The organism is Cupriavidus sp. IK-TO18 (genome assembly GCF_015549295.1).
Classification (GTDB): Bacteria; Pseudomonadota; Gammaproteobacteria; order Burkholderiales; family Burkholderiaceae; genus Cupriavidus; species Cupriavidus oxalaticus_A.
Genome location: NZ_JADGMP010000059.1, coordinates 44,139 through 62,871 on the forward strand (window position 1 = coordinate 44,139; position 18,733 = coordinate 62,871).

Genomic DNA, 18,733 nt, shown 5'->3' on the forward strand with positions numbered 1-18,733 from the left:
CATGCAGGCCGCAATGCCGGCCGACCGATACAAGGAATGACATGACGACTTTGCAAGCTGCGCGCGCGGCAGCGGCGGCCGCCGGCGCGCGCGCCGACCTGCGCATCGACGGCGAGCGCCTGTGGGACACCCTGATGCGCCTGGCCACCATCGGCGCCACGCCCAAGGGCGGCGTATGCCGGCTGGCGCTGACAGACCTGGACCGCCAGGGCCGTGATTTCTTCGTCGCCGAGGCCAAGGCGGCCGGATGCGCGATCCGTGTCGATGCCATCGGCAATATCTTTGCGCGGCGCGCCGGGCGCGACGATGCCTTGCCACCGGTGATGACCGGCAGCCATATCGACACCCAGCCGACCGGCGGCAAGTTCGACGGCAACTACGGTGTGTTCGCCGGCATCGAAGTGCTGCGCACGCTCGCTGACGCCGGCATCGTCACCGATGCCCCGCTCGAGGTCGCGGTCTGGACCAATGAGGAAGGCTCGCGCTTCGTCCCGGTGATGATGGGCTCGGGCGCGTTCATCGGAGAGTTTGCGCTGGCGGACGTGCTGCAGCAGCGCGACCGCGATGGCATCTGCGTCGGGCAGGCGCTGCAGGCCATCGGCTATGCCGGGCCGGAGCCGGTCGGTGCGCGTCCGGTCGGCGCGTACTTTGAAGCGCATATCGAGCAGGGGCCGGTCCTGGAGGCAAACGACACGACCATCGGCGTGGTCACCGGCGCGCTCGGACAGCGCTGGTACGACGTAGTGCTGACCGGGATGGAAGCGCATGCGGGTCCCACGCCGATGGCGCTGCGCAAGGATGCGCTGCTGGCGGCGTCGGAGCTGGTGACCATCGTCAACCGCATCGCGCTCGACCATCCCCCGCACGGCCGCGGCACAGTCGGTTGCCTGGCCGTGCATCCCGATTCGCGCAACGTCATCCCCGGCAAGGTGACGATGACGGTGGACCTGCGCGCCGGCGACGACGCGGTGCTATCCGCGATGGACGCGGCGCTGCACGGGGAGGTTGCCGCATTGGCGGCGCGCAGCGGCATCGCCATCGATCTGCAGCAGGTGGTGTACTTTCCGCCGCAGCCGTTCGATGCGCGACTGGTGGAGGCGGTACGAGGCGGCGCGCGGCGGCTCGGCCATTCCGCCATGGAGGTGATCAGCGGCGCTGGCCATGACGCAGTCTACCTGGCCCGCGTCGCCCCGGCCGCGATGATCTTCGTGCCGTGCAAGGACGGCATCAGCCACAACGAAATCGAAGACGCGAGGCCCGAGCACCTTGAGGCCGGCTGCAACGTGCTGCTGCACGCCATGCTCGATGCCGCCACGCGGCAATGACAACCGAACGGACTGCCCCAATGAAGATCCTGATTGCCCGACTCAATCACGAGACCAATACCTTTTCACCGGTGCCAACGCCGCTAGCGTCGTTCGCGCCGGCCTATGGCGACGCCGCCTATCGCGCCGCCAAGGGCACTCGCACGGCCGCTGCGGCCTTCATCGACCTGGCCGAGGCCGCCGGCGCCGAAATCGTGGTGCCGGTGATCGCTGGGGCCAACCCGAGCGGACGCGTCGCCGCTGCCGCCTACACGCACCTGTGCGACACCATCGTCGCAGCCGCCGACGGCTGCGACGCGGTGATGCTCGACCTGCATGGCGCAATGGTGGCCGAAAACAGCGACGACGGCGAAGGCGACCTGCTTCGGCGCCTGCGCGGCGTGCTACCGCATGCACCGATCGCGGTCGCACTCGACCTGCACGGGAACATCACGCAGACCCTTGTCGACCATGCCGACATCGCGGTCAGCTTCAAGACCTACCCGCACGTTGACATGTATGAAACTGGCGCGCATGCCGGCCGACTGCTGCTGGACATGGTCGCCGGGCGCGTGCGCCCGGTCATGGCGTGGCGGCGCCCGCCGCTGATCACGCACACCTTGCGCAGCCGCACCGACGAAGGCGCCATGCAGCGCGCCGTGGCGCTGGCGCGCGAGGCCGAGCGGGACGGCATGCTGGCGGTGTCGGTGCTGGCCGGTTTCGGCCTGGCCGATATCGCCGCGCCATGCCTGAGCGTCATTGTGGTTGGCGACGGCGACCCTGCCAGGGCCGACAGGGTCGCCCGCCGGATCGCGGAGCAGGCGTGGGCAGAGCGCGATGCCTTTGCCTACCAGGCGGAGCCGCTTGCCAGTTCCATTGCACGCGCGGCACAGCTTGCCGACAGCGCAGACAGTGCGGACGCACGACCGGTGCTGCTGCTCGATCATGGCGACAATTGCATGTCCGGCGGCACCTGCGACAACATGGCGGTGCTGCACGAGGCACTGGCGCAAGGACTTACCGGCATTGCAGTCGGGCCCGTATGCGACCCGGAGGCGGTGGCAGCGCTGGTGGATGCCGGCGTCGGGGCCAGCATCACGCTGCCGGTCGGCGACAAGGTGCCGTTGCCCCAACTGGATGTCTATCCCCGGGCCAAGCCGCTGACCGGCAAGGTTGCGGCGATCAGCGACGGCGAGTACATCATCACCGGGCCGACCTATACCGGGCAGCGCATCCGCATGGGGCGCACCGCCTTGCTCGATATCGGCGCAGCGCAGGTGATCGTGACCGAAACCCCGCAAGAGCACTGGGACATGGGGATCTTCACCCATATCGGCATCGACCCGCATCGGGCGCGGTTCCTGCTGCTGAAGTCGCGCATATATTGCCGTCCGGTGTTCGTCCCGATCGCCAAGGCGGTGGTCGAGTGCGACGGGGAAGGCGTCACCAGTTCGCGCTACGATCGCTTCCCGTTTCGTCAGGTCAGCAGGCCGGTCTATCCGCTCGACGACTCAGCTGCCTGGGCAGGCTAAGGCAGCGCTAGGTCAGCGCACACATTGAGCTGGTTTCGAAACAGGTGGCGGTCTGGCTCTCCGGCCTGACTCCTTGTCGGTGTCACGGGGCGGCCTTGAGCCACAACGACCGCCGCTCGACGGTGGTGCGCCAGTCCCGCCACAAAGCCCGTCAGGCCGGAGCGCGCGCCGTTGGAGAGGCCCAGCACGTCGATCGGTGCCTTGACCGCGCCGCTGGTGATGTTGATGATGCGGCCCCACTTGCGCGCGATCATGCCGTCGACGGTGGCCTTGATCAGGTCGATCGGCGTCAGCATATTGGCGTTGAGCGCGGCCATCCACGTGTCGCGGTCCCAGTCGCGGAAGTTGCCCGGCGGCGGGCCGCCGGCGTTGTTGACCAGGATGTCGAGATCGCCGAGCCCGGCCACCGCGTCCAGCGCGGCGGCGCGGCCCTCGGGCCTGGTGATGTCGGCAGCCACGGCGACCACGCGGTGGCCATGGCGCGCACGGATGTCGCTGGCGGCTTGCTCCAGCGCATCGGCGTTGCGCGCCACGATTAGGGCTGCAAACGTCGACGCGGTCTCGATCGATAGCGTGGCACGCCGATGCCGGCATCGGCGAGCGTGCGCTCGAGCGCGAACCGCATCGGCGTGTTGACAGGGTAGGCTACCCATGACGCCTCCGCGAGGTCGCGCAAGGTCAGCGTCTTCCTGCAGGTGAGGGGGTGCGCGCGCGCGGCCACCACCGCAAGCGGCTCGGATTCGAGCGGCACGCAGTCGTAAGCTTCCGGGCGCCGGCTGCCGCCGCGGCGGCAGATGGCGAGATCGACGCGCCCCTCGTCGATCAGTGCCAGCAGGCTGGTGCTGGTCCCCTCCACGATCCCGATCGAAAGATGCGGCTGACGATGGCGCAGGTCGGTCAGCGCACGGGTCAGCAGCGGCACCGCGCCCATGATGACGCCGACCGCAAGGTGGCGCCGTGTCCCTGCGTCAGGGCAGTGACCTCGGCGTGCAGGTGTTCCAGGTCGCCGTAGATCAGGCGCGCATAGCGCGTGACGCAGCGCCCGAGATCATTGGCGACCAGCCCTTTCGGCTGCCGTTCGAACAGCGGCATGCCGAGGATGTCCTCGATCTCGCGCAGCACCTTGGTCGCGCCGGGTTGCGAGATGGCGATTTCCTCGGCCGCCTTGTGCAGCGAGCCATGGTTCTCTAGCGATCAACAGCCTTAACTGCTTGAGGCGAAGACGCGATGCAATGTTGGCGAGGGAAGGAACAGCCAGCGGCTTCATGGCAACGACAGGACCGAAAGCCGACACTATAGCTTTTTGCGGCATTGGACGGCGGTCGTCTGCACCTTCTCAGATCACCTCGGGGAGCGACGGCGCGTCAGCCCGCCTCCACCGTTGCGATCTCCGGTACCACACTGCTCGCCTGCAGCAACAACGTCTTGCGGAAGATCTCCACCAGCGGCCGGAGGTTGACCTTGTGCCACGCCGCCCACAAGGGCGTGCGGTAGCTGAACCACGACAGTTCGTGCAGCACCACGCCCTTCGGTGCCTGGTGGCGCAGGCTTTGCTGGATCGTGGTCACGCCCAGTCCCGCGGCCACGAGCCCCAGGGCCGCCAGCGGCTCGGTCGCCTCCATCGTGATGGTCGGCGTGAAGCCGGCTTTGGCGCAAGCCGCGATGAACGTGTCATGCCGCAGCGCGGTTTCCTGGTGCATCACGCCGATCCACTTCTGCGCAGCGAGGTCGTCCGGGGTGAGCTGCTCCGCCCTGGCAAGCGGGTGGCCTTCGGGCAGCGCCAGCAGCATCGGGTCATTGAGCACCTGTGCGGCCTCGAGATCCGGATCGTCGGGCGGCGGCGGCTCGCACACGAGTGCGATATCCAGGCTGCGCTGGCGCAGCCCCTCTAGCTGGGCCGCCGACTGCTGGTTGTACAGCGCGATGTGCACGGCGGGCCGGTCCTGGCGCAACTCGCGCAAGGCGTTCGGCAGGATGCCGGAGTGCATCGCGTATTCCAGGTAGCCGATGCACAGGCCGCCTTCGTCGCCGCGCCCGAGCCGCCGCGCCAGCGATTCGAGCCGGTTGGCATGCGTCAGGAAGGCGCGGGTCTCGGCCAGGAACGTGCGGCCGTCGCGCGTGAGCCGGATGCGTTGCTGGGAGCGCTCGAACAACACCAGCCCGAGCTTTTCCTCGAGCTGGGCAATCTGCCGGCTAAGTGGCGATTGGGAGATATGGAGCCGTTCGGCGGCGCGTCCGACGTGCTCGTCTTCGGCCACGGCCACGAAATAGTGAAGTTGGCGGATATCTAGCATGTCCAGTCCTGAATTTCAGACCTCTAGGGAATCAAGTCTTTCAAATTCTGTCTTGGACAGACTTAACTTGCAACCCTAGACTGCCTTCACCCCAACTTAATTTGTGGAGCAGTCATGAGCATCAAGGACAAACTGGCCGGCAACGTGCTCGGCTTTGGTACCGCCCCGCTGGGCAATATGTTCCGCGACATCCCGGAAGCGGAGGCGCAGGCCACCGTGGACGCGGCCTGGGCGCAAGGCGTGCGCTACTACGACACCGCGCCGTTCTACGGCGCGGGCCTGGCCGAAATCCGGCTGGGCGAAGCGCTGTCCCGGCACCCGCGCGACGAATACGTGCTCAGCACCAAGGTCGGCCGCCTGATCCTGGACGAAGTCGAAGACGCCAGCGCGCGGGCGCTGGGCGAGAAAAGCGGCCTGTTTGCCGCCGGCCGCCCGAACAAGCTGGTCAACGACTACTCGGCGGACGCCACGCTGCGCTCGATCGAGGACAGCCTCAAGCGGATGAAGGCCGACCGCCTCGACATCGTGTGGGTCCACGACATCGCCCAGGACTTCTACGGCGACGAGTGGCTGGCCTATTTCGAGACGGCCCGCAAGGGCGCTTTCAAAGTGCTGACCCGGCTGCGCGAAGAGGGCGTGATCAAGGCCTGGGGCCTGGGCGTGAACCGCGTCGAGCCGATCGAACTGACGCTGGACCTGACCGAAGTGCAGCCGGACGGCTTCCTGCTGGCGGGCCGCTATTCGCTGCTCGACCACGAGCGCGCGCTGCAACGCCTGATGCCGAAGGCCGCGGAGCGCAAGACCGAGATCGTGGTCGGCGGCCCGTACAGCTCGGGCATCCTGGCCGGCGGCTCGCACTTCGAATACCAGAAGGCGCCGCCCGAGATCATCGACAAGGTCGAGCGCATCAAGGCGATCGCGCAACGCCACGGCGTCAGCATCAAGGCCGCCGCGCTGCAGTTCGTGCTGGCCAACCCGGCGGTCGCCGCCGTGATCCCGGGTGCAAGCCGGCCCGAGCGCATCGCCGAGGACACCGCCGCGCTGAAGGCGGTCATTCCCGCCGATTTCTGGCGCGAGCTGCGCGAGCAGCGCCTGGTTGCGGCAAATGCACCGCTGCCTGGCGACAGCAACTGATCCGGGACCACATTCGATTCAAGGAGTCCATCATGGCACAAGCTTCCGCAACGATCACGCTGCCGGTAGCACCGGACCGCGTCTGGCAGCTGATTGGCGGCTTCGATTCGCTGCCCGACTGGCTGCCGTATATCCCCAGGAGCGAACTGAGCGAGGGCGGCCGTGTGCGCAGCCTCGTCAACCCGGACGGCGACGCCATCGTCGAACGTCTCGAGGCCTTTGACCAGGGCGCGCGCAGCTACACCTACTCGATCCTGCAGGCGCCGTTCCCGGTCACCGGCTACCGCTCCACGCTGCGCGTGGTCGGCATCGACGGGGACCAGGCATCGCGCGTCGAATGGTCTGGCCAGTTCACGCCGGCAGGCGTGAGCGATGACGACGCATCGCGGCTGTTCGAGGGCATTTACCGGGATGGCCTCAAGGCACTGGAGGCAACGCTGGCCGGGGCGGCATCATGAGAGGGCTGATGGCCTTGTCGCTGGCTTTCGCGGTCATGTTCGGCACGTCGGGGCTTGCGCAGGCGGCGGTTGGCGTGCCTGGCGAAGGGCGCCTTCTGTTCCAGTATGGCGAGTAAATCCGTGGGATGGCGCGCCGTCGCGCCACCTGCACTGCACCCCGTCAGCCGGAATCCGGCTGACGGGGTGCAGTGCCATTACGACGGCATCTTCATCAGGCCGTTATCGATGGAGAGCCGATTCGCATCGATGGCGCGAGGCTGGGCAAGGATGGGCACACCGTCCGGCTTGCCCGCCAACCTGAATCAGACGTCGAGGGAGGCGGTCGAGTTTGCCGAGGCGCTGATGCTGTCAATCGGCCAGAGCGTGGTCCATGTGCACAAGGAGATCGAAGGATTCGTCCTCAACCGGCTGCAGGCTGCGCTGCTGTGGGAAGCCTGAGCGCTGCAGCGCGACGGCGAGGCAAGCTGCGTGCGGCGTCCTGCGTGATTGCTGCCTGCTCTCTCACAGGACAGGGACGCTCGCACAGCACTCACGAAGCGACCAGGGCGCGCCTGTCTGCCCGGCTGAGCCACACCACCAGGAATCCCGCCGCAGCCAGCAGGCCGCCAGCGACTGGCACCGCGCGATAGCCGAGGTCCAGGCTGAGGACCCCGCCACCGAGTGCGGCGCCCAGGGCATTGCCGAGATTGAACGCGCCGACGTTGATCGACGAGGCGAGTCCCGGTGCTTCCGCCGCGGCTTCCATCACCCGCATCTGCACCGGCGGGACGACGGCGAAGGTCGCGGCTCCCCAGGCAAGTAGTCCAAGGGCCGCGGTGACGTGGTGGGAGAGGGCGAAGGGCAGCATCAGCATGATGACGGCGAGCGCCGACAGGACGATCTTCGTCGCGCCATCGAGCGACCAGTCCGCGAGCCGTCCCCCTACGTGATTGCCGACCGTGAAGCCAACGCCGATCAGCACGAGCGAGAGCGTCACGAAGGTGTCGGATGCGCCGGTGAGATCGGCAAGCACCGGCGCGATATAGGTGTAGAGCGTGAACATGGCGCCCGCGCCCAGCACCGTTGTTGCCATCGCCAGCAACACCGGCGGGCGGGTGAGCACGGCCAGTTCCCGGCGCACATTGGGCGGGGTGCCGCGCTCGCCCTGCGGCAGCGCCAGCCAAAGCGCAGCAATGGCGACCAGCCCCAGCACAGCGGTGCCGGCGAACGCCAGGCGCCAGCCGACCTGCTGCCCGATCCAGGTCGCCGCGGGCACGCCACCGATGTTGGCGATGGTCAGTCCCATGAACATCGTTGCCACGGCGCTGGCCTGCTTCTCCTTCGGCACCACGCTCGCGGCCACCACGGCCCCGAGGCCGAAGAAGGCGCCATGGTTGAGGCTGGTGACCAGGCGCGACGCCAGCAGCGTGGCGTATCCCGGCGCCAGCGCCGACAGCAGGTTGCCAACGGTGAAGATGGCCATCAGCGCCATCAGTGCGGCGCGCTTGCCGAAGCGGCTGAACAGCAGGGTCATCACCGGCGCGCCGACCATCACGCCAACCGCGTACGCGGTAATCAGCATACCAGCGGTGGGGATGCTGACGTCGACGCCTTCGGCGATCACGGGGAGCAACCCCATCGGGGCGAATTCGGTGGTGCCGATGCCGAAGGCGCCGATGGCGAGCGCTAGCAGCGCGGTATTGGATTTCATCGTGGCAGATCCTGGCAGGTGCCTTACGCTGCGGCCTTGCCATCGTAGGCGGGATAGTCGGTGTAGCCTTCGGCGCCGCCGCCATAGTGGAGCGCGCGATCGGACATGGCCAGGGGCCAGTCGTTCTCGAGGCGTGCGACCAGGTCGGGGTTGGCAATGAACGGCTCGCCGAATGCCGCAATGTCGATCAGGCCATCGGCGATGAGATCCTCGGCGCGTGCGCGCGTCATGCCTCCGGCAAGGATCAGCACGCCTGTGAATCGGCTGCGGAACTTTGCAAGGAAGTCACCTGGCGTGGCCGAACTGCCGCGCGTGCTCTGATCCATCAGGTGGACGTAAGCGATATTCCGCTTAGAGAGTTCATCGGCGAGATGGAGATACGTTTCCTCGAGCTCAGGGTAGGCGGCCATGTCGCCGAGGCCGCCATAGGGCGACAAACGAATGGCCGTGCGTTGCGCACCGATTCGCGCCGCAACCGCATCGATGGCTGCCAGGGCGAAACGGGTGCGGCTTTCCACGGTGTCGCCGCGGAATTCATCGGTGCGATCGTTCACCGTCGGGTTCAGGAACTGTTCGATCAGGTAACCATTGGCGCCGTGCAACTCGATGCCGTCAAAGCCGGCCTCCATGGCATTGGCGGCGGCCTCGGCAAAATCGGCGATCACGCCATAGACCTCGCCGGTCGTCAGTGCGCGGGGCGCGGACACATCGACCGCACCCGGCATGCCGTCGGCGGTGTAACCCCAGGCCTTGGTGTTCTTCGCAGACTGGCCGGTGGCACTGACCGGCTGTATGCCGCCGGGCTGGATCGAAACATGGCTCACACGGCCGACATGCCAGAGCTGGGTGAAGATCGTGCCGCCCTTGGCGTGGACGGCGTCAGTGACCTTGCGCCAGCCATCGACCTGTTGTGGTGTGTACAGGCCAGGGTTGAACAGGAAGCCCTGGGCGCTGGGCGATATCACCGTGCCCTCGGTCACGATCAGGCCGGCGTCGGCGCGCTGGCTGTAGTAGAGCGCGTTGAGGTCGTTGGGAACCCCGTCCGGATTGCGGGAACGGGTCAGCGGCGCCATGGCGATCCGGTTAGCGAGCTGGCGCTCGCCCATGGTAAAGGGCTTAAACAGGAGACTCATTTTGGGACCTTGATCAGGGAGGGGGGCGGCCACCGGGGTAGTGGCGGCGCGCTCGGTAAGTTCGTCGATGGACCGCAGTTTGCGCGGTTTATATTTGTTGATTAAGCCGTGTATGGGTCAAATACTTTTGATTTCATATCAAATGTCAGGACCCGTCGGACCAGGCACAGGTGCCCGCGATGACTCGGCGCTTATGCCGATAAGTGCTCACCGGACCCATTGGCGCCGCGAGCCCCTTCTGAATAGGGATCGCGCGGGCTGTTGCCGCGCGCACCGTCCAGGTAGGGGTCGACCTTGCGGGTGGCAATGTAGCCATCCCGATTGGTGATCCTGGCGCCATCGGTGTAGCCGTCCCGGTTGCTGATGCGGGCGCCATCGGTGTAGGCGTCACGAGGCGTGTCCACGCGGAACGCGTTGCCGGCGGTTTCCGGCTGGGCGGCTGCGTGGGCCACGCCGGCAGTCAGGGCCGCGGCCAATGTGATGGCCGCGAGGATGGTCTTTGCTTGCATGATGCTCTCCTGTTTAGTCCGATCGGCCGGGCAACCTTTGGGTTTGGTCGCAGGGCCAGTCTGTCATCGAGATGGCAGCTTTTAAGTGATGCTATCTACGAGTAGATAGATAAGCGGATCAAAAAAAACTGCCGGGTCTCACTGTTAAGAACCCGGGCATTGCCCGGGGGTGACTGGAGTCTAGGTAGGGGCGGCATGCCTGTCCAAGACGGAATGCGTCGAACTTAAGACCTTGCAGGTCTTGCGGGCCGGTTTGCTCCCCTCTCCCGCCCGCGGGAGAGGGGCCGGGGGTAAGGGCCGGCGCCTCCGGCCGCCACCCCGCAGCCCAGCAGTGCCCCTTACTTTTCGGCAAGACGGCCCAGCGTCTCCGGCACGATCGTAGCGCCCACCAGATAGACCAGCGTGACGGCCGCGAGGAAAACACCAAGGATCACCGGCAGGTCGGCGGGCGTGCCGGCGGCAAGCGAGGCCAGCGTCGGCATCATCCCGCCGAGGGCGAAGCCGATATTCCACGACAAGCCCGTGCCGGAGGCGCGGATGCTGGTGGGGAACCGCTCGTTCAGGAAGATGAGGATCGGCGCGAAGCCGGCGCACCCGAGCATGCTGAGCGCCACCGCGTAGACGCCGCGCAGGGTGGCGGTTGGCGCGGCCGGCATCCACTGGTAGAGCAGCGGCATCAGCACCAGGCTGAGCGCGCCGATCAGCAGAAAGGCCCGCTTGCGGCCGACCAGCGTGCTGAAATGCCCCGCTGCCACCGATGCGACGATCACACCGAGGCTGCTCAGCATCAGGATGGCCGAGGACTCGCCGGGGGATGCCTTGACCACGACCTTGAGGAAGGTGGGAAGGTAGCCGGAAGTCAGGTAGTAGGCGCTGCCTGCGCCCACGGTCAGCAGGATGTTGACCAGCAGGATGCCACGATACTCGCGCGAGAACAGCGTGCGCAGCGGATGCGCTTGCGGCTTGGCGTGGCCGCTGGCGGCCTTTGCCGCCTGCAGCTGCTTCCACAGCGGCGACTCTTCCAGCGAATTGAAGATGACCAGCCCCAGCACCGAGCTGACGATGCCGGCGAAGAACATGCAGCGCCATCCCCAGACCTCGAAGGCGTCGCCGGGAAACAGCGCCGTCATCGCCATGTACGTGATCGACGCCAGCAACGCGCCGATGCCCGCGCCGCCGCCGCCCACCAGGCCGGACACCGCGCCGCGCCACGACGGCGGCACCGATTCCGTGCCGATGGTATGCGTCGAAGCGACCACGCCGCCGACGAACACGCCTTGCACCAGCCGCAGCAGGATGAACAGCGCCGGCGCGAACAGGCCGATCTGGGCGACTGTCGGCAGCAGCCCGAACGCCGCCGTCGACAGGCCGACGCCGGTCACGGCCACCACCATGGCACCTTTGCGCCCGTGCCGGTCCGCGTAGGCCCCGAAGATCGCCGAGCCGAGCGGGCGCATCAGCAGCGTCACCGCGAACGACGCGTACACCGCCGCCAGCGACAGCATCGCATGCTCGGACGGAAAGAACAGCTTGCCGATCACCGGCGCCACGAACAGCAGGATAAACAGGTCGAACAGGTCGAGCGCCCATCCCATGCACGAAGCCGTCACCGCGCCCAGCACCTGCCGGTTGTTCGCGGCCGCGGGTGCCGCGCTCTGCGCGCCGCTGGTCGGCACCTTGTCATTTGCCAGCACTTCCATCGTTGTCTCCATATACTTTTAAATGAACGGCTCCCCGCGATGCCCACCGGGGGCATCGTCGATGCGTCCGTATGCGTCCGTATGCGTCCGTCTCTCGGGCTCGGCAGGCGGGTCAGCCCCGCCCACGTCCGCGCTCAGCTGCCGCGGAAATCGGGATTGCGCTTCGCATGGAACGCTTCCACGCCCTCGCGGAAGTCGTCCGAGCTGCGCAGGCGGCTGTAGCAGTGCCCTTCGAGTTCGATGGCGATCGACAGCGGTGCGTCCTCGGTGTCGTTGAGCAGCTTCTTGGCGGTGCGCTGGGCCAGCGGGGAGAAGGCGCGCAGCTCGTCGACCAGCGCATCGGTGGCGGCTGCCAGCTCGGCGTCAGCGACGCAGTCCACGGCGATGCCCCACTCGTAGGCCTGTCGCCCCGGGATGCGGCGCGAGCGCATGACGATGTCCTTGGTGCGGCCCACGCCCACCATCTTCTGCAGCCGCGCCGAGCCGCCGGATCCCGGAATCTGGCCAAGCTTCTGCTCGGGCAGCGCGTATTCCGTGGTGGCGGTGGCGATGCGGAAGTCGCACGCCAGCGACAGTTCGAAGCCCACGCCGAAGCAGTAGCCCTGGTTGGCCGCGATCACCGGCTTGCTGCAGCGCGCCGGCGCCGCCACGTTCCACGCGAGCTTCGACACATGCTCCGGCGACGCTTCCAGGAAGCCGCGGATGTCGCCGCCGCTGGAGAAATGCTTGCCCTGCGCGCGCAGCACGATGACGCGCACGCGATCATCGGCGTCCAGCGCCTCGAACACAGCACGCAACTGGTCGCGGGCTGCCATCGAGATCACGTTGTAGGGCGGGCGGTGCAGGATGATGTCCGCACGCTCGCGGGCCGGGTCGATCTCCACGGAAAAGCCGTCGGGGTCCTGCAGGCGCTGCTGGTCGGGATGGGTCAGTGCGAAGGCCTGGGTCATGTCGTTACTCCTTGATGGGGTCGCTGTGGGGAAGAGAGGAAAGCGCGCTGTATTCGCCCGCGGACAGCTTGCGGCGCAGGATCTTGCCGACCGGCGATTTCGGGATGTCGGCGACAAACACGTAGTCGCGCGGGCGTTTGAAGTTGACGAGGTCGGAGCCGCGGCAGTAGTCGTCGAGCGCGCCCGCGTCAACGCAGCCGCGCGGCTTGACGAAGGCCACCACCTTCTGGCCCCAGCGGGCGTCGGGCACGCCGGCAACCGCCACCTCGTCGACGGCGGGGTGCAGGGACAGCACCGATTCGATGTCGGCGGGCGAGATGTTCTCGCCGCCGCTGATGATCATGTCGTCGACCCGTCCGGTGACGAACAGGTCGCCGTCAGCGTCGAGGTAGCCGATGTCGCCGGTGAAGTACCAGCCGTCGCGCAGGGATTTGGCATTGGCGTCGTCGCGGTTCCAGTAGCCCTCGAAGGCCTCGTCGCCGCGCAGGTCGGCGATGATCTGGCCTTCCTCGCCGGGCGCGGCCAGTTCGTCGGGCGAGGCCGCGTCAAGCCGCGCCACGCGCAGCCGCGTGTTGAGGCCGGCGCGGCCCGCACTGCCGGGTTTGCGCGCCGCTTGCTGGTCGACGCTGAAGGTGTAGACCTCGGACGAGCCGTAGTGGTTGACGAACAGCTCCGGGCGGAACGCCTGCTCCAGCCGGGTCAGCAGGCCATCGTTCATGGCGGCGCCGGCGAAGCCGAGCTTGGTGACGGTGCGCACATCGTTGCTGTCGAAACCCGGCTCGGCGAGCAGGTCGTGGTAGAGCGTGGGCACGAGATAGAGGCAGCTGACGCGATGGGCGGTGATGGCCTGCAGCGCCTGCGACGCGCTCCAGCGCCGCACGCAGACGAATAGGCCGTCCACCAGCGCCATGGCCAGCAGGGACCGCACGCCCATGGTGTGGTACAGCGGCATCACTCCCAGCGTCCGCTCGCCGCGCCGGTACAGGTTCTGCGCAACATGCGCCAGCGCGGCTGCACGTTCCTGCCGGTGGCGGCGTGGAACACCTTTCGGCTTGCCGGTGGTGCCGGAGGTGTACAGCATGAGCGAGACGTCGCCGGCCTCGGCCTGCGTGCTGTCCCGGCGGGGCGTGGCACGTAGCAGAGTGTCGAACGACAGCGAGCCGCCCGGCGCGCCGTCCAGCGCGATGCAGGGGACTTCCTGCGCGGCGGCGCTGTCCAGCACCGCGTCGGCGCTGACCGGCTCGAACACCAGCGCCTTCACGCCGGCGTCGCGCACGCAGTAATCCAGCTCGTCCGGCTTGGCGCGCCAGTTCAGCGGGACGATGACCAGGCCGGCGAACTGGCAGGCCCAGTGCAGTGTCGCCATCTCCCAGCGGTTCTGCAGGATGGCGAGCACGCGGTCGCCCGGCCGCAGGCCCAGGTCGAGCAAGCCGGCGGCCACGCCGCGGATGCGCGCGAGCCATTGCTCGTAGGTCAGCACCAGGTCGCCGTCGACGATGGCGGGGGCGTGGGGACTGCGCTCCACGCTTTGCAGGAAGGTGCGGCCGAGATCAAGCATCGCAGTGCTCCCTGGCAACCGGTGCCGCAATCCGGCGCGAGCGCGCGCGGCTGGCGGCCACGTCGAGGACGGCGGCGACGATCGGCGTGTAGCCCGTGCAGCGGCACAGGTGGCCGGACAGCATGTCGCGCACCTGCGCCTCGGTCGGCTCGGGTACCCGCTCCAGGTAGTCCGCGCACGACATCAGGATGCCCGCCGTGCAGAAGCCGCACTGCAGCGCATGGTGGCGGCGGAAGGCTTCCTGCAGGTCGCCCAGGCCTTTGCGCGGAGCGAGTCCTTCGACGGTGTCGATGGCGCGGCCATCGGCCTGCACCGCCAGCATCAGGCAGGAACGCGCGGCCACGCCGTCCACCCGCACCGTGCACGCGCCGCAGACGCCGTGCTCGCAGCCGACGTGGGTGCCGGTGGCGCCGAGTTCATGGCGCAGGAAGTCGGACAGCAGCTCGCGTGGCGCGCACGAGGCGCTGCGTTCGATGCCGTTCAGGGTCAGGGTGACGCGCTGGCGCTCATTGCGCCGCATCACCGGGGGCGCACCCGAAGGTGCGCCATTAGCGGTCTTGCTCATCTTGCCTCCTCGATTGCGCGCATGCCCAGTTGCCGCACCAGGTGGCGGCGGTACTGCGCGCTGACATGGGCGTCGTCCTGCGCGCCCAGCTTCCAGCTGAAATCGTTGATTGCCTCGGCCAGTGCCTCGCCTTGCAGGCGCGGCCAGGTCTCCAGCACCGGCCGGTCGGCCACCCCGCCCACGGCCAGCGCAATGGCGTCGTCCGTGACGATGGCGGCGCAGGCCACCAGCGCGAAGTCGCCATGCCGGGCCGAGAACTCCGTAAAGCCATAGCGCGCGCCGGGCCGCCGCAGCGGGAAGTGCACCGCTTCCACCAGCTCGTCGGGCTCGCGCGCCGTCATCAGCATGCCGCGGAAGAACTCGGCGGCCGGCAGCACGCGCCGGCGGCGCAGCGAGCGCAGCACCACCTCGCCGCCGAGCGCGGTGAGCACCAGCGGCAGCTCGGCGCTCGGGTCGGCGTGGGCGATGGAGCCGCACACGGTGCCGCGGTTGCGGATCTGGAAATGCGAGATATGCGGGAAGGCGAGCGCGAGCAGCGGTACCTCGTCGGCCAATGACGGGCGCCATTCCACGCTGCCCTGCGTGGCGGCAGCGCCCACCACCAGATGGCCGCCTTCCACGCGCACGGTATCCAGGTCAGGGGTGCGCGAGATGTCGACCAGCAATTGCGGCTGCGCGAGGCGCATGTTCAGCACGGCCATCAGCGACTGGCCGCCGGCCAGCACGCGGGCACCCTCGCCGGCACGGGCCAGCGCTTCCAGCGCGTGCTGCGCGGATTCGGCACGCAGGTAATCAAAGGCTGGAGGTTTCATCGACGGACTCCAAAGAGCGCCAGCAGGCGCGCGATCCAGCCCGGCTTGCGCGCGGGCTTGCCCCCGGCCTGGCGGCCGAGCGATTCAAACAGCTGGCGCAATACCACCTTGGCCGCGCCTTCGAGCATGCGGCCGCCGACCGCGGCGACCTTGCCGGACACCTCGGCCTCGTAGTCATACGTGAGACGGGTGCCGGCACCGTGCGGGGCCAGTTCGACCAGGCCCGCGCCGCGCGCACTGCCGAGCGACGACAGGCCCGCGCCCGCGAGCCGCAGCCGGTGCGGCGGCTCCAGGTTTGACAGCGCGATCTCGGCTTCGTAGCGGGCCTTGATCATGCCCACGCCCACGGTCACGTCGGCGCGGTACCGGTTGTCGCCGATGGGCACGAGCGCGTGGCAGCCCGGCACGACCTTGGCCAGCGCCTGCGGGTCGAGCAGGACGGCGAAGACGGCCTCGGGCGTGGCGTCCAGGTCGACCGTGCCGCGCGCGCTCAGGGCCTTGCCGCCCTTGCCGCCGCTCTTGTTGTTCGCCGAGGCCTCTCTTGCCGCCTCGGCCAGTTCCGGACGCGATGGCGGCGGGTCGTCGAAGCCGATCATCGCCATCACCCTGGCGGGCGTGAGCGGCAGGCGGATGTCGCTCACGCCCAGCGCATCGGCCACCGCGTTGGCGATGCATGGCGGCGTGCTCATGTTGTTGCCCTCGCCGAGGCCCTTGGCGCCGAGCGGCGTGAACGGGCTCGGCGTCTCCAGGTGGACGATGAGCGGGTCGGGCACCTCGCACGTAGTCGGCATCAGGTAGTCCGCCAGCGTGCCGGACTGGAAGCTGCCGTCGGGGCCGTAGCGGAATTCCTCCATCAGCGCCGCGCCCAGCCCCTGCGCAAAGGCGCCGCGGATCTGGCCGTCGGCCAGCGCCGGGTTGAGCAGCTTGCCGGCGTCGTGCGCAGTCACGTAGCGGTCGATGCGCACGCGGCCGGTAGCGCGGTCGATCTCCACGCCGCACAGGTCGAAGGCAAAGCCGTAGCAGGCGGATGTGTTGACGCGGTCCTGCTCGTCCGGGGAGTCGAGGTTGGGGGGCGACCAGAACACGGTTTCGCGCAGGCCAGGCTCCTCGCCGGCCGGCAGCAGCTGCGGCGACCAATGCGGCGCGTTACTGGCCGCGCGCGCAAAGGGCAGGGCGGTATCGGGCGCGCCCCGGCGTACGATGCGGCCATCCGCGAAGACCAGTTCGGCCGGGTCGCAGTGCAGGTGCGAGGCCACAATGCGCGCCAGCTTGTCGCGCACGCGCGAGGCCGCCAGGTGCACGGTGCCGGCGACGGCGCCGGCGAAGCGGCTGGAGTAGTTGCCCGCGGCCACGGACCACGCGTCCTTGTGCGTGTCGAATTCGACGTTGACCACGACGTCAGCCGGATCGATGCCGAGCACGTCGGCCACGACCTGCGCCGACACGGTCATGTGGCCCTGTCCCGCCGGCGTCGACGCGATGGTCACCACCACGCCGCCGAGCAGGTCCACGCTGACCGTTGCGCTGGCGATGGCGCCGTTCTTCGGGCCCGCCTTGCGGCGTGCCGCGGCCGGCGTGGCGGTGGTGATGTAGCCCATGTTCGATACCGAGGGCTCGACGATGGCCGCGAAGCCGATGCCGTACAGCCTGCCCTCGGCGCGCGCGGCGTCGCGGCGGCGCTTGAGTTCACCGTAGTCGCCCGCTTCCAGCGCGCGCGACAGCGCCAGCTGGTAGTTGCCGGAATCGAGCAGCGCGCCCGCTGCCGCGCGATAGGGAAAGGCATCGGCGGGCACGAAGTTGCGGCGGTAGACGTCGAGCGGATCCAGGCCCAGCTCCACCGCGATCCGCTGCACCAGCCGCTCCAGCGCGAAGTACACCTGCGGCCCGCCGAAACCGCGCACGAGGCCGGTCGGCGTTTTGTTGGTCAGCACCACGCGGTTGCGCACCAGCAGGTTCGGGATCGAGTAGGCACCGGTCAGCAGGCCATGCATGCGGTAGAAGGTGGCGGGCTCCGGCGCACGCAGGTAACCGCCGCAATCCTCGAGCTGGTCGTACGAGAGCGCGACGATGCGGCCGTCCGCCTCGACCGCGGCTTCCAGGGTGGAAAGCCGCGCGGTAGCTGACGTGGCGGCGCTCAGGTGCTCGAGCCGGTCTTCCACCCACTTCACCGGCGCGCCCGCCTTGCGCGAGGCGAGGCACATCAGCACCACGTAGGGGAACACCGCCTGCTTGACGCCGAAGCTGCCGCCCGAGTCACGCGGCGCGACATGGCGCAGGCGGTTGGCCGGGACCTGCAGCGCCATCGCCATCACGGCGTGCAGCGAGAACGGCCCCATGAAGTTGGAAGTGACCTGGTAGCCCTCGTTGCCCGGCAAGTGCTCGGCAATCACCACGCCGCACTCGATCGGCGTGCAGGTGTTGCGCGGGTAATGGGCGGTCAGCGCCACGCGGTGCGGCGCGGCGGCAAAGGCGGCCTCGGGGTCGCCATAGCGGAAATGGCGGTCGCTGGCCACGTTGCTGCAGAGGCCGGGATGCAGCACGCTCGTGTCGTCGGCGACGGCGGCCTCGATCGACACCACCGGCGGCAACACGCGGTACTCCACCCGCATGAGGTCGAGCGCGTCTTCCGCCAGGGCACGGCTCTCGGCCACCACCACGGCCACCGGCTCGCCCACATAGCGCACGCGCTCCATGGCCAGTGCCCACTGCTCCATCGGCGCCTTCACGCCCACCACGAAGGGCTTCGACCAGGCAGGCAGGTCGGCCCCCGTCAGCACGGCACGCACGCCCGGCGCCTGCAACGCGGCGGCGCAGTCGATGGCGCCGAGTTCGGCATGCGCGTGCGGCGAGCGCAGGATGGCGGCGTGCAGGGTGCCGGGCCTGACGCCGAGGTCGTCGGCGTACCGGCCTCGCCCGGTCAGGATGGCGGCATCCTCGACACGCGGCATCGGGCGGCCGACATGCGGCGCTGGCCGGGGCTGCTGTGTCTCCACCGTGCCGGTCATTTCGCCAGCATCGAATCTTTTCATTTGCGACTCCGTTCCGTGCGACGGAACCGCGCCGGAAGGCGATGGGGCCGTGCAACGTCAAACGG

17 protein-coding genes and 1 pseudogene are annotated in these 18,733 nt (G+C 68.4%); 5 read left to right on the forward strand and 13 right to left on the reverse strand.

Annotated elements, in window-relative coordinates:
* The first annotated feature begins 41 nt into the window (after nt 1-41).
* Together IPF36_RS33570 and IPF36_RS33575 are read left to right on the forward strand one after the other, a co-directional pair.
* Entirely contained in the window at nt 42-1,325 is a 1,284-nt protein-coding gene (locus tag IPF36_RS33570) for a Zn-dependent hydrolase (RefSeq protein ID WP_135705188.1), read from the forward strand.
* Nucleotides 1,326-1,345: 20 nt separating this feature from the next.
* A complete protein-coding gene (locus IPF36_RS33575; RefSeq protein ID WP_135705189.1) occupies nt 1,346-2,836 on the forward strand; it encodes a M81 family metallopeptidase in 1,491 nt (496 codons plus the stop codon).
* A 128-nt stretch (nt 2,837-2,964) separates the two neighbouring features.
* Here the strand turns inward: IPF36_RS33575 and IPF36_RS33580 are convergent.
* The 4 genes and pseudogenes from IPF36_RS33580 to IPF36_RS33590 form a co-directional block, all read right to left on the reverse strand.
* Nucleotides 2,965-3,489 (reverse strand): annotated as a pseudogene (locus tag IPF36_RS33580) (SDR family NAD(P)-dependent oxidoreductase); the annotation flags it as partial.
* Nucleotides 3,372-3,767, reverse strand: a complete 396-nt coding sequence (locus tag IPF36_RS34435) for a LysR substrate-binding domain-containing protein (RefSeq protein WP_205751652.1) — start codon at nt 3,765-3,767, stop codon at nt 3,372-3,374. The pseudogene IPF36_RS33580 and the gene IPF36_RS34435, both read right to left, overlap by 118 nt.
* Nucleotides 3,746-4,009: a LysR family transcriptional regulator gene (locus tag IPF36_RS34440; RefSeq protein WP_205751664.1), complete on the reverse strand. Its 264-nt coding sequence runs from the start codon at nt 4,007-4,009 to the stop codon at nt 3,746-3,748. The genes IPF36_RS34435 and IPF36_RS34440 overlap by 22 nt, the downstream gene beginning before the upstream one ends.
* Nucleotides 4,010-4,200: 191 nt before the next feature.
* Nucleotides 4,201-5,130 carry a LysR substrate-binding domain-containing protein gene (locus IPF36_RS33590; protein WP_133098274.1) on the reverse strand — a complete coding sequence of 310 codons (930 nt, stop codon included), beginning with the start codon at nt 5,128-5,130 and terminating at the stop codon, nt 4,201-4,203.
* Between the two features lie 114 nt (nt 5,131-5,244).
* Here IPF36_RS33590 and IPF36_RS33595 point away from each other — a divergent pair, with 114 nt between their 5' ends.
* The 3 genes from IPF36_RS33595 (at nt 5,245) to IPF36_RS33605 (ending at nt 7,160) form a co-directional block, all read left to right on the forward strand.
* Entirely contained in the window at nt 5,245-6,264 is a 1,020-nt protein-coding gene (locus IPF36_RS33595) for an aldo/keto reductase (RefSeq protein ID WP_195432254.1), read from the forward strand.
* A 32-nt stretch (nt 6,265-6,296) separates the two neighbouring features.
* Nucleotides 6,297-6,722 (forward strand): SRPBCC family protein, encoded by a 426-nt coding sequence (locus IPF36_RS33600; protein WP_195432256.1) that lies wholly within the window; start codon nt 6,297-6,299, stop codon nt 6,720-6,722.
* 267 nt (nt 6,723-6,989) lie between these two features.
* Nucleotides 6,990-7,160, forward strand: coding sequence for a hypothetical protein (locus IPF36_RS33605; RefSeq protein ID WP_255519992.1), 171 nt, complete (start codon nt 6,990-6,992; stop codon nt 7,158-7,160).
* Nucleotides 7,161-7,251: 91 nt separating this feature from the next.
* Here IPF36_RS33605 and IPF36_RS33610 read toward each other — a convergent pair whose 3' ends face one another.
* The 9 genes from IPF36_RS33610 to IPF36_RS33650 all read right to left on the reverse strand — a co-directional run bounded on the left by IPF36_RS33610 (nt 7,252) and on the right by IPF36_RS33650 (nt 18,644).
* Nucleotides 7,252-8,412 carry an MFS transporter gene (locus IPF36_RS33610; RefSeq protein ID WP_195432258.1) on the reverse strand — a complete coding sequence of 387 codons (1,161 nt, stop codon included), beginning with the start codon at nt 8,410-8,412 and terminating at the stop codon, nt 7,252-7,254.
* 23 nt (nt 8,413-8,435) lie between these two features.
* Nucleotides 8,436-9,545 carry an alkene reductase gene (locus IPF36_RS33615; protein ID WP_195432318.1) on the reverse strand — a complete coding sequence of 370 codons (1,110 nt, stop codon included), beginning with the start codon at nt 9,543-9,545 and terminating at the stop codon, nt 8,436-8,438.
* Nucleotides 9,546-9,736: 191 nt separating this feature from the next.
* Complete coding sequence (locus IPF36_RS33620; protein ID WP_195432261.1) at nt 9,737-10,054, reverse strand: hypothetical protein; 318 nt, start codon at nt 10,052-10,054, stop codon at nt 9,737-9,739.
* Nucleotides 10,055-10,392: 338 nt separating this feature from the next.
* Nucleotides 10,393-11,754: an MFS transporter gene (locus tag IPF36_RS33625; RefSeq protein ID WP_135705193.1), complete on the reverse strand. Its 1,362-nt coding sequence runs from the start codon at nt 11,752-11,754 to the stop codon at nt 10,393-10,395.
* Between the two features lie 134 nt (nt 11,755-11,888).
* Nucleotides 11,889-12,704: an enoyl-CoA hydratase/isomerase family protein gene (locus IPF36_RS33630; RefSeq protein WP_195432263.1), complete on the reverse strand. Its 816-nt coding sequence runs from the start codon at nt 12,702-12,704 to the stop codon at nt 11,889-11,891.
* A gap of 4 nt (nt 12,705-12,708) precedes the next feature.
* A complete protein-coding gene (locus tag IPF36_RS33635; protein ID WP_195432265.1) occupies nt 12,709-14,262 on the reverse strand; it encodes an AMP-binding protein in 1,554 nt (517 codons plus the stop codon).
* Nucleotides 14,255-14,827 carry a (2Fe-2S)-binding protein gene (locus tag IPF36_RS33640; RefSeq protein WP_195432267.1) on the reverse strand — a complete coding sequence of 191 codons (573 nt, stop codon included), beginning with the start codon at nt 14,825-14,827 and terminating at the stop codon, nt 14,255-14,257. The genes IPF36_RS33635 and IPF36_RS33640 overlap by 8 nt, the downstream gene beginning before the upstream one ends.
* The gene (locus IPF36_RS33645; RefSeq protein WP_133098283.1) at nt 14,824-15,639 is read right to left on the reverse strand and encodes a xanthine dehydrogenase family protein subunit M; all 816 of its coding nucleotides are present in this window, start codon (nt 15,637-15,639) and stop codon (nt 14,824-14,826) included. The genes IPF36_RS33640 and IPF36_RS33645 overlap by 4 nt, the downstream gene beginning before the upstream one ends.
* Nucleotides 15,636-18,644 carry a molybdopterin cofactor-binding domain-containing protein gene (locus IPF36_RS33650; RefSeq protein ID WP_255520000.1) on the reverse strand — a complete coding sequence of 1,003 codons (3,009 nt, stop codon included), beginning with the start codon at nt 18,642-18,644 and terminating at the stop codon, nt 15,636-15,638. Before IPF36_RS33650 ends, IPF36_RS33645 begins: the two co-directional genes overlap by 4 nt.
* Nucleotides 18,645-18,733: the final 89 nt, after the last annotated feature.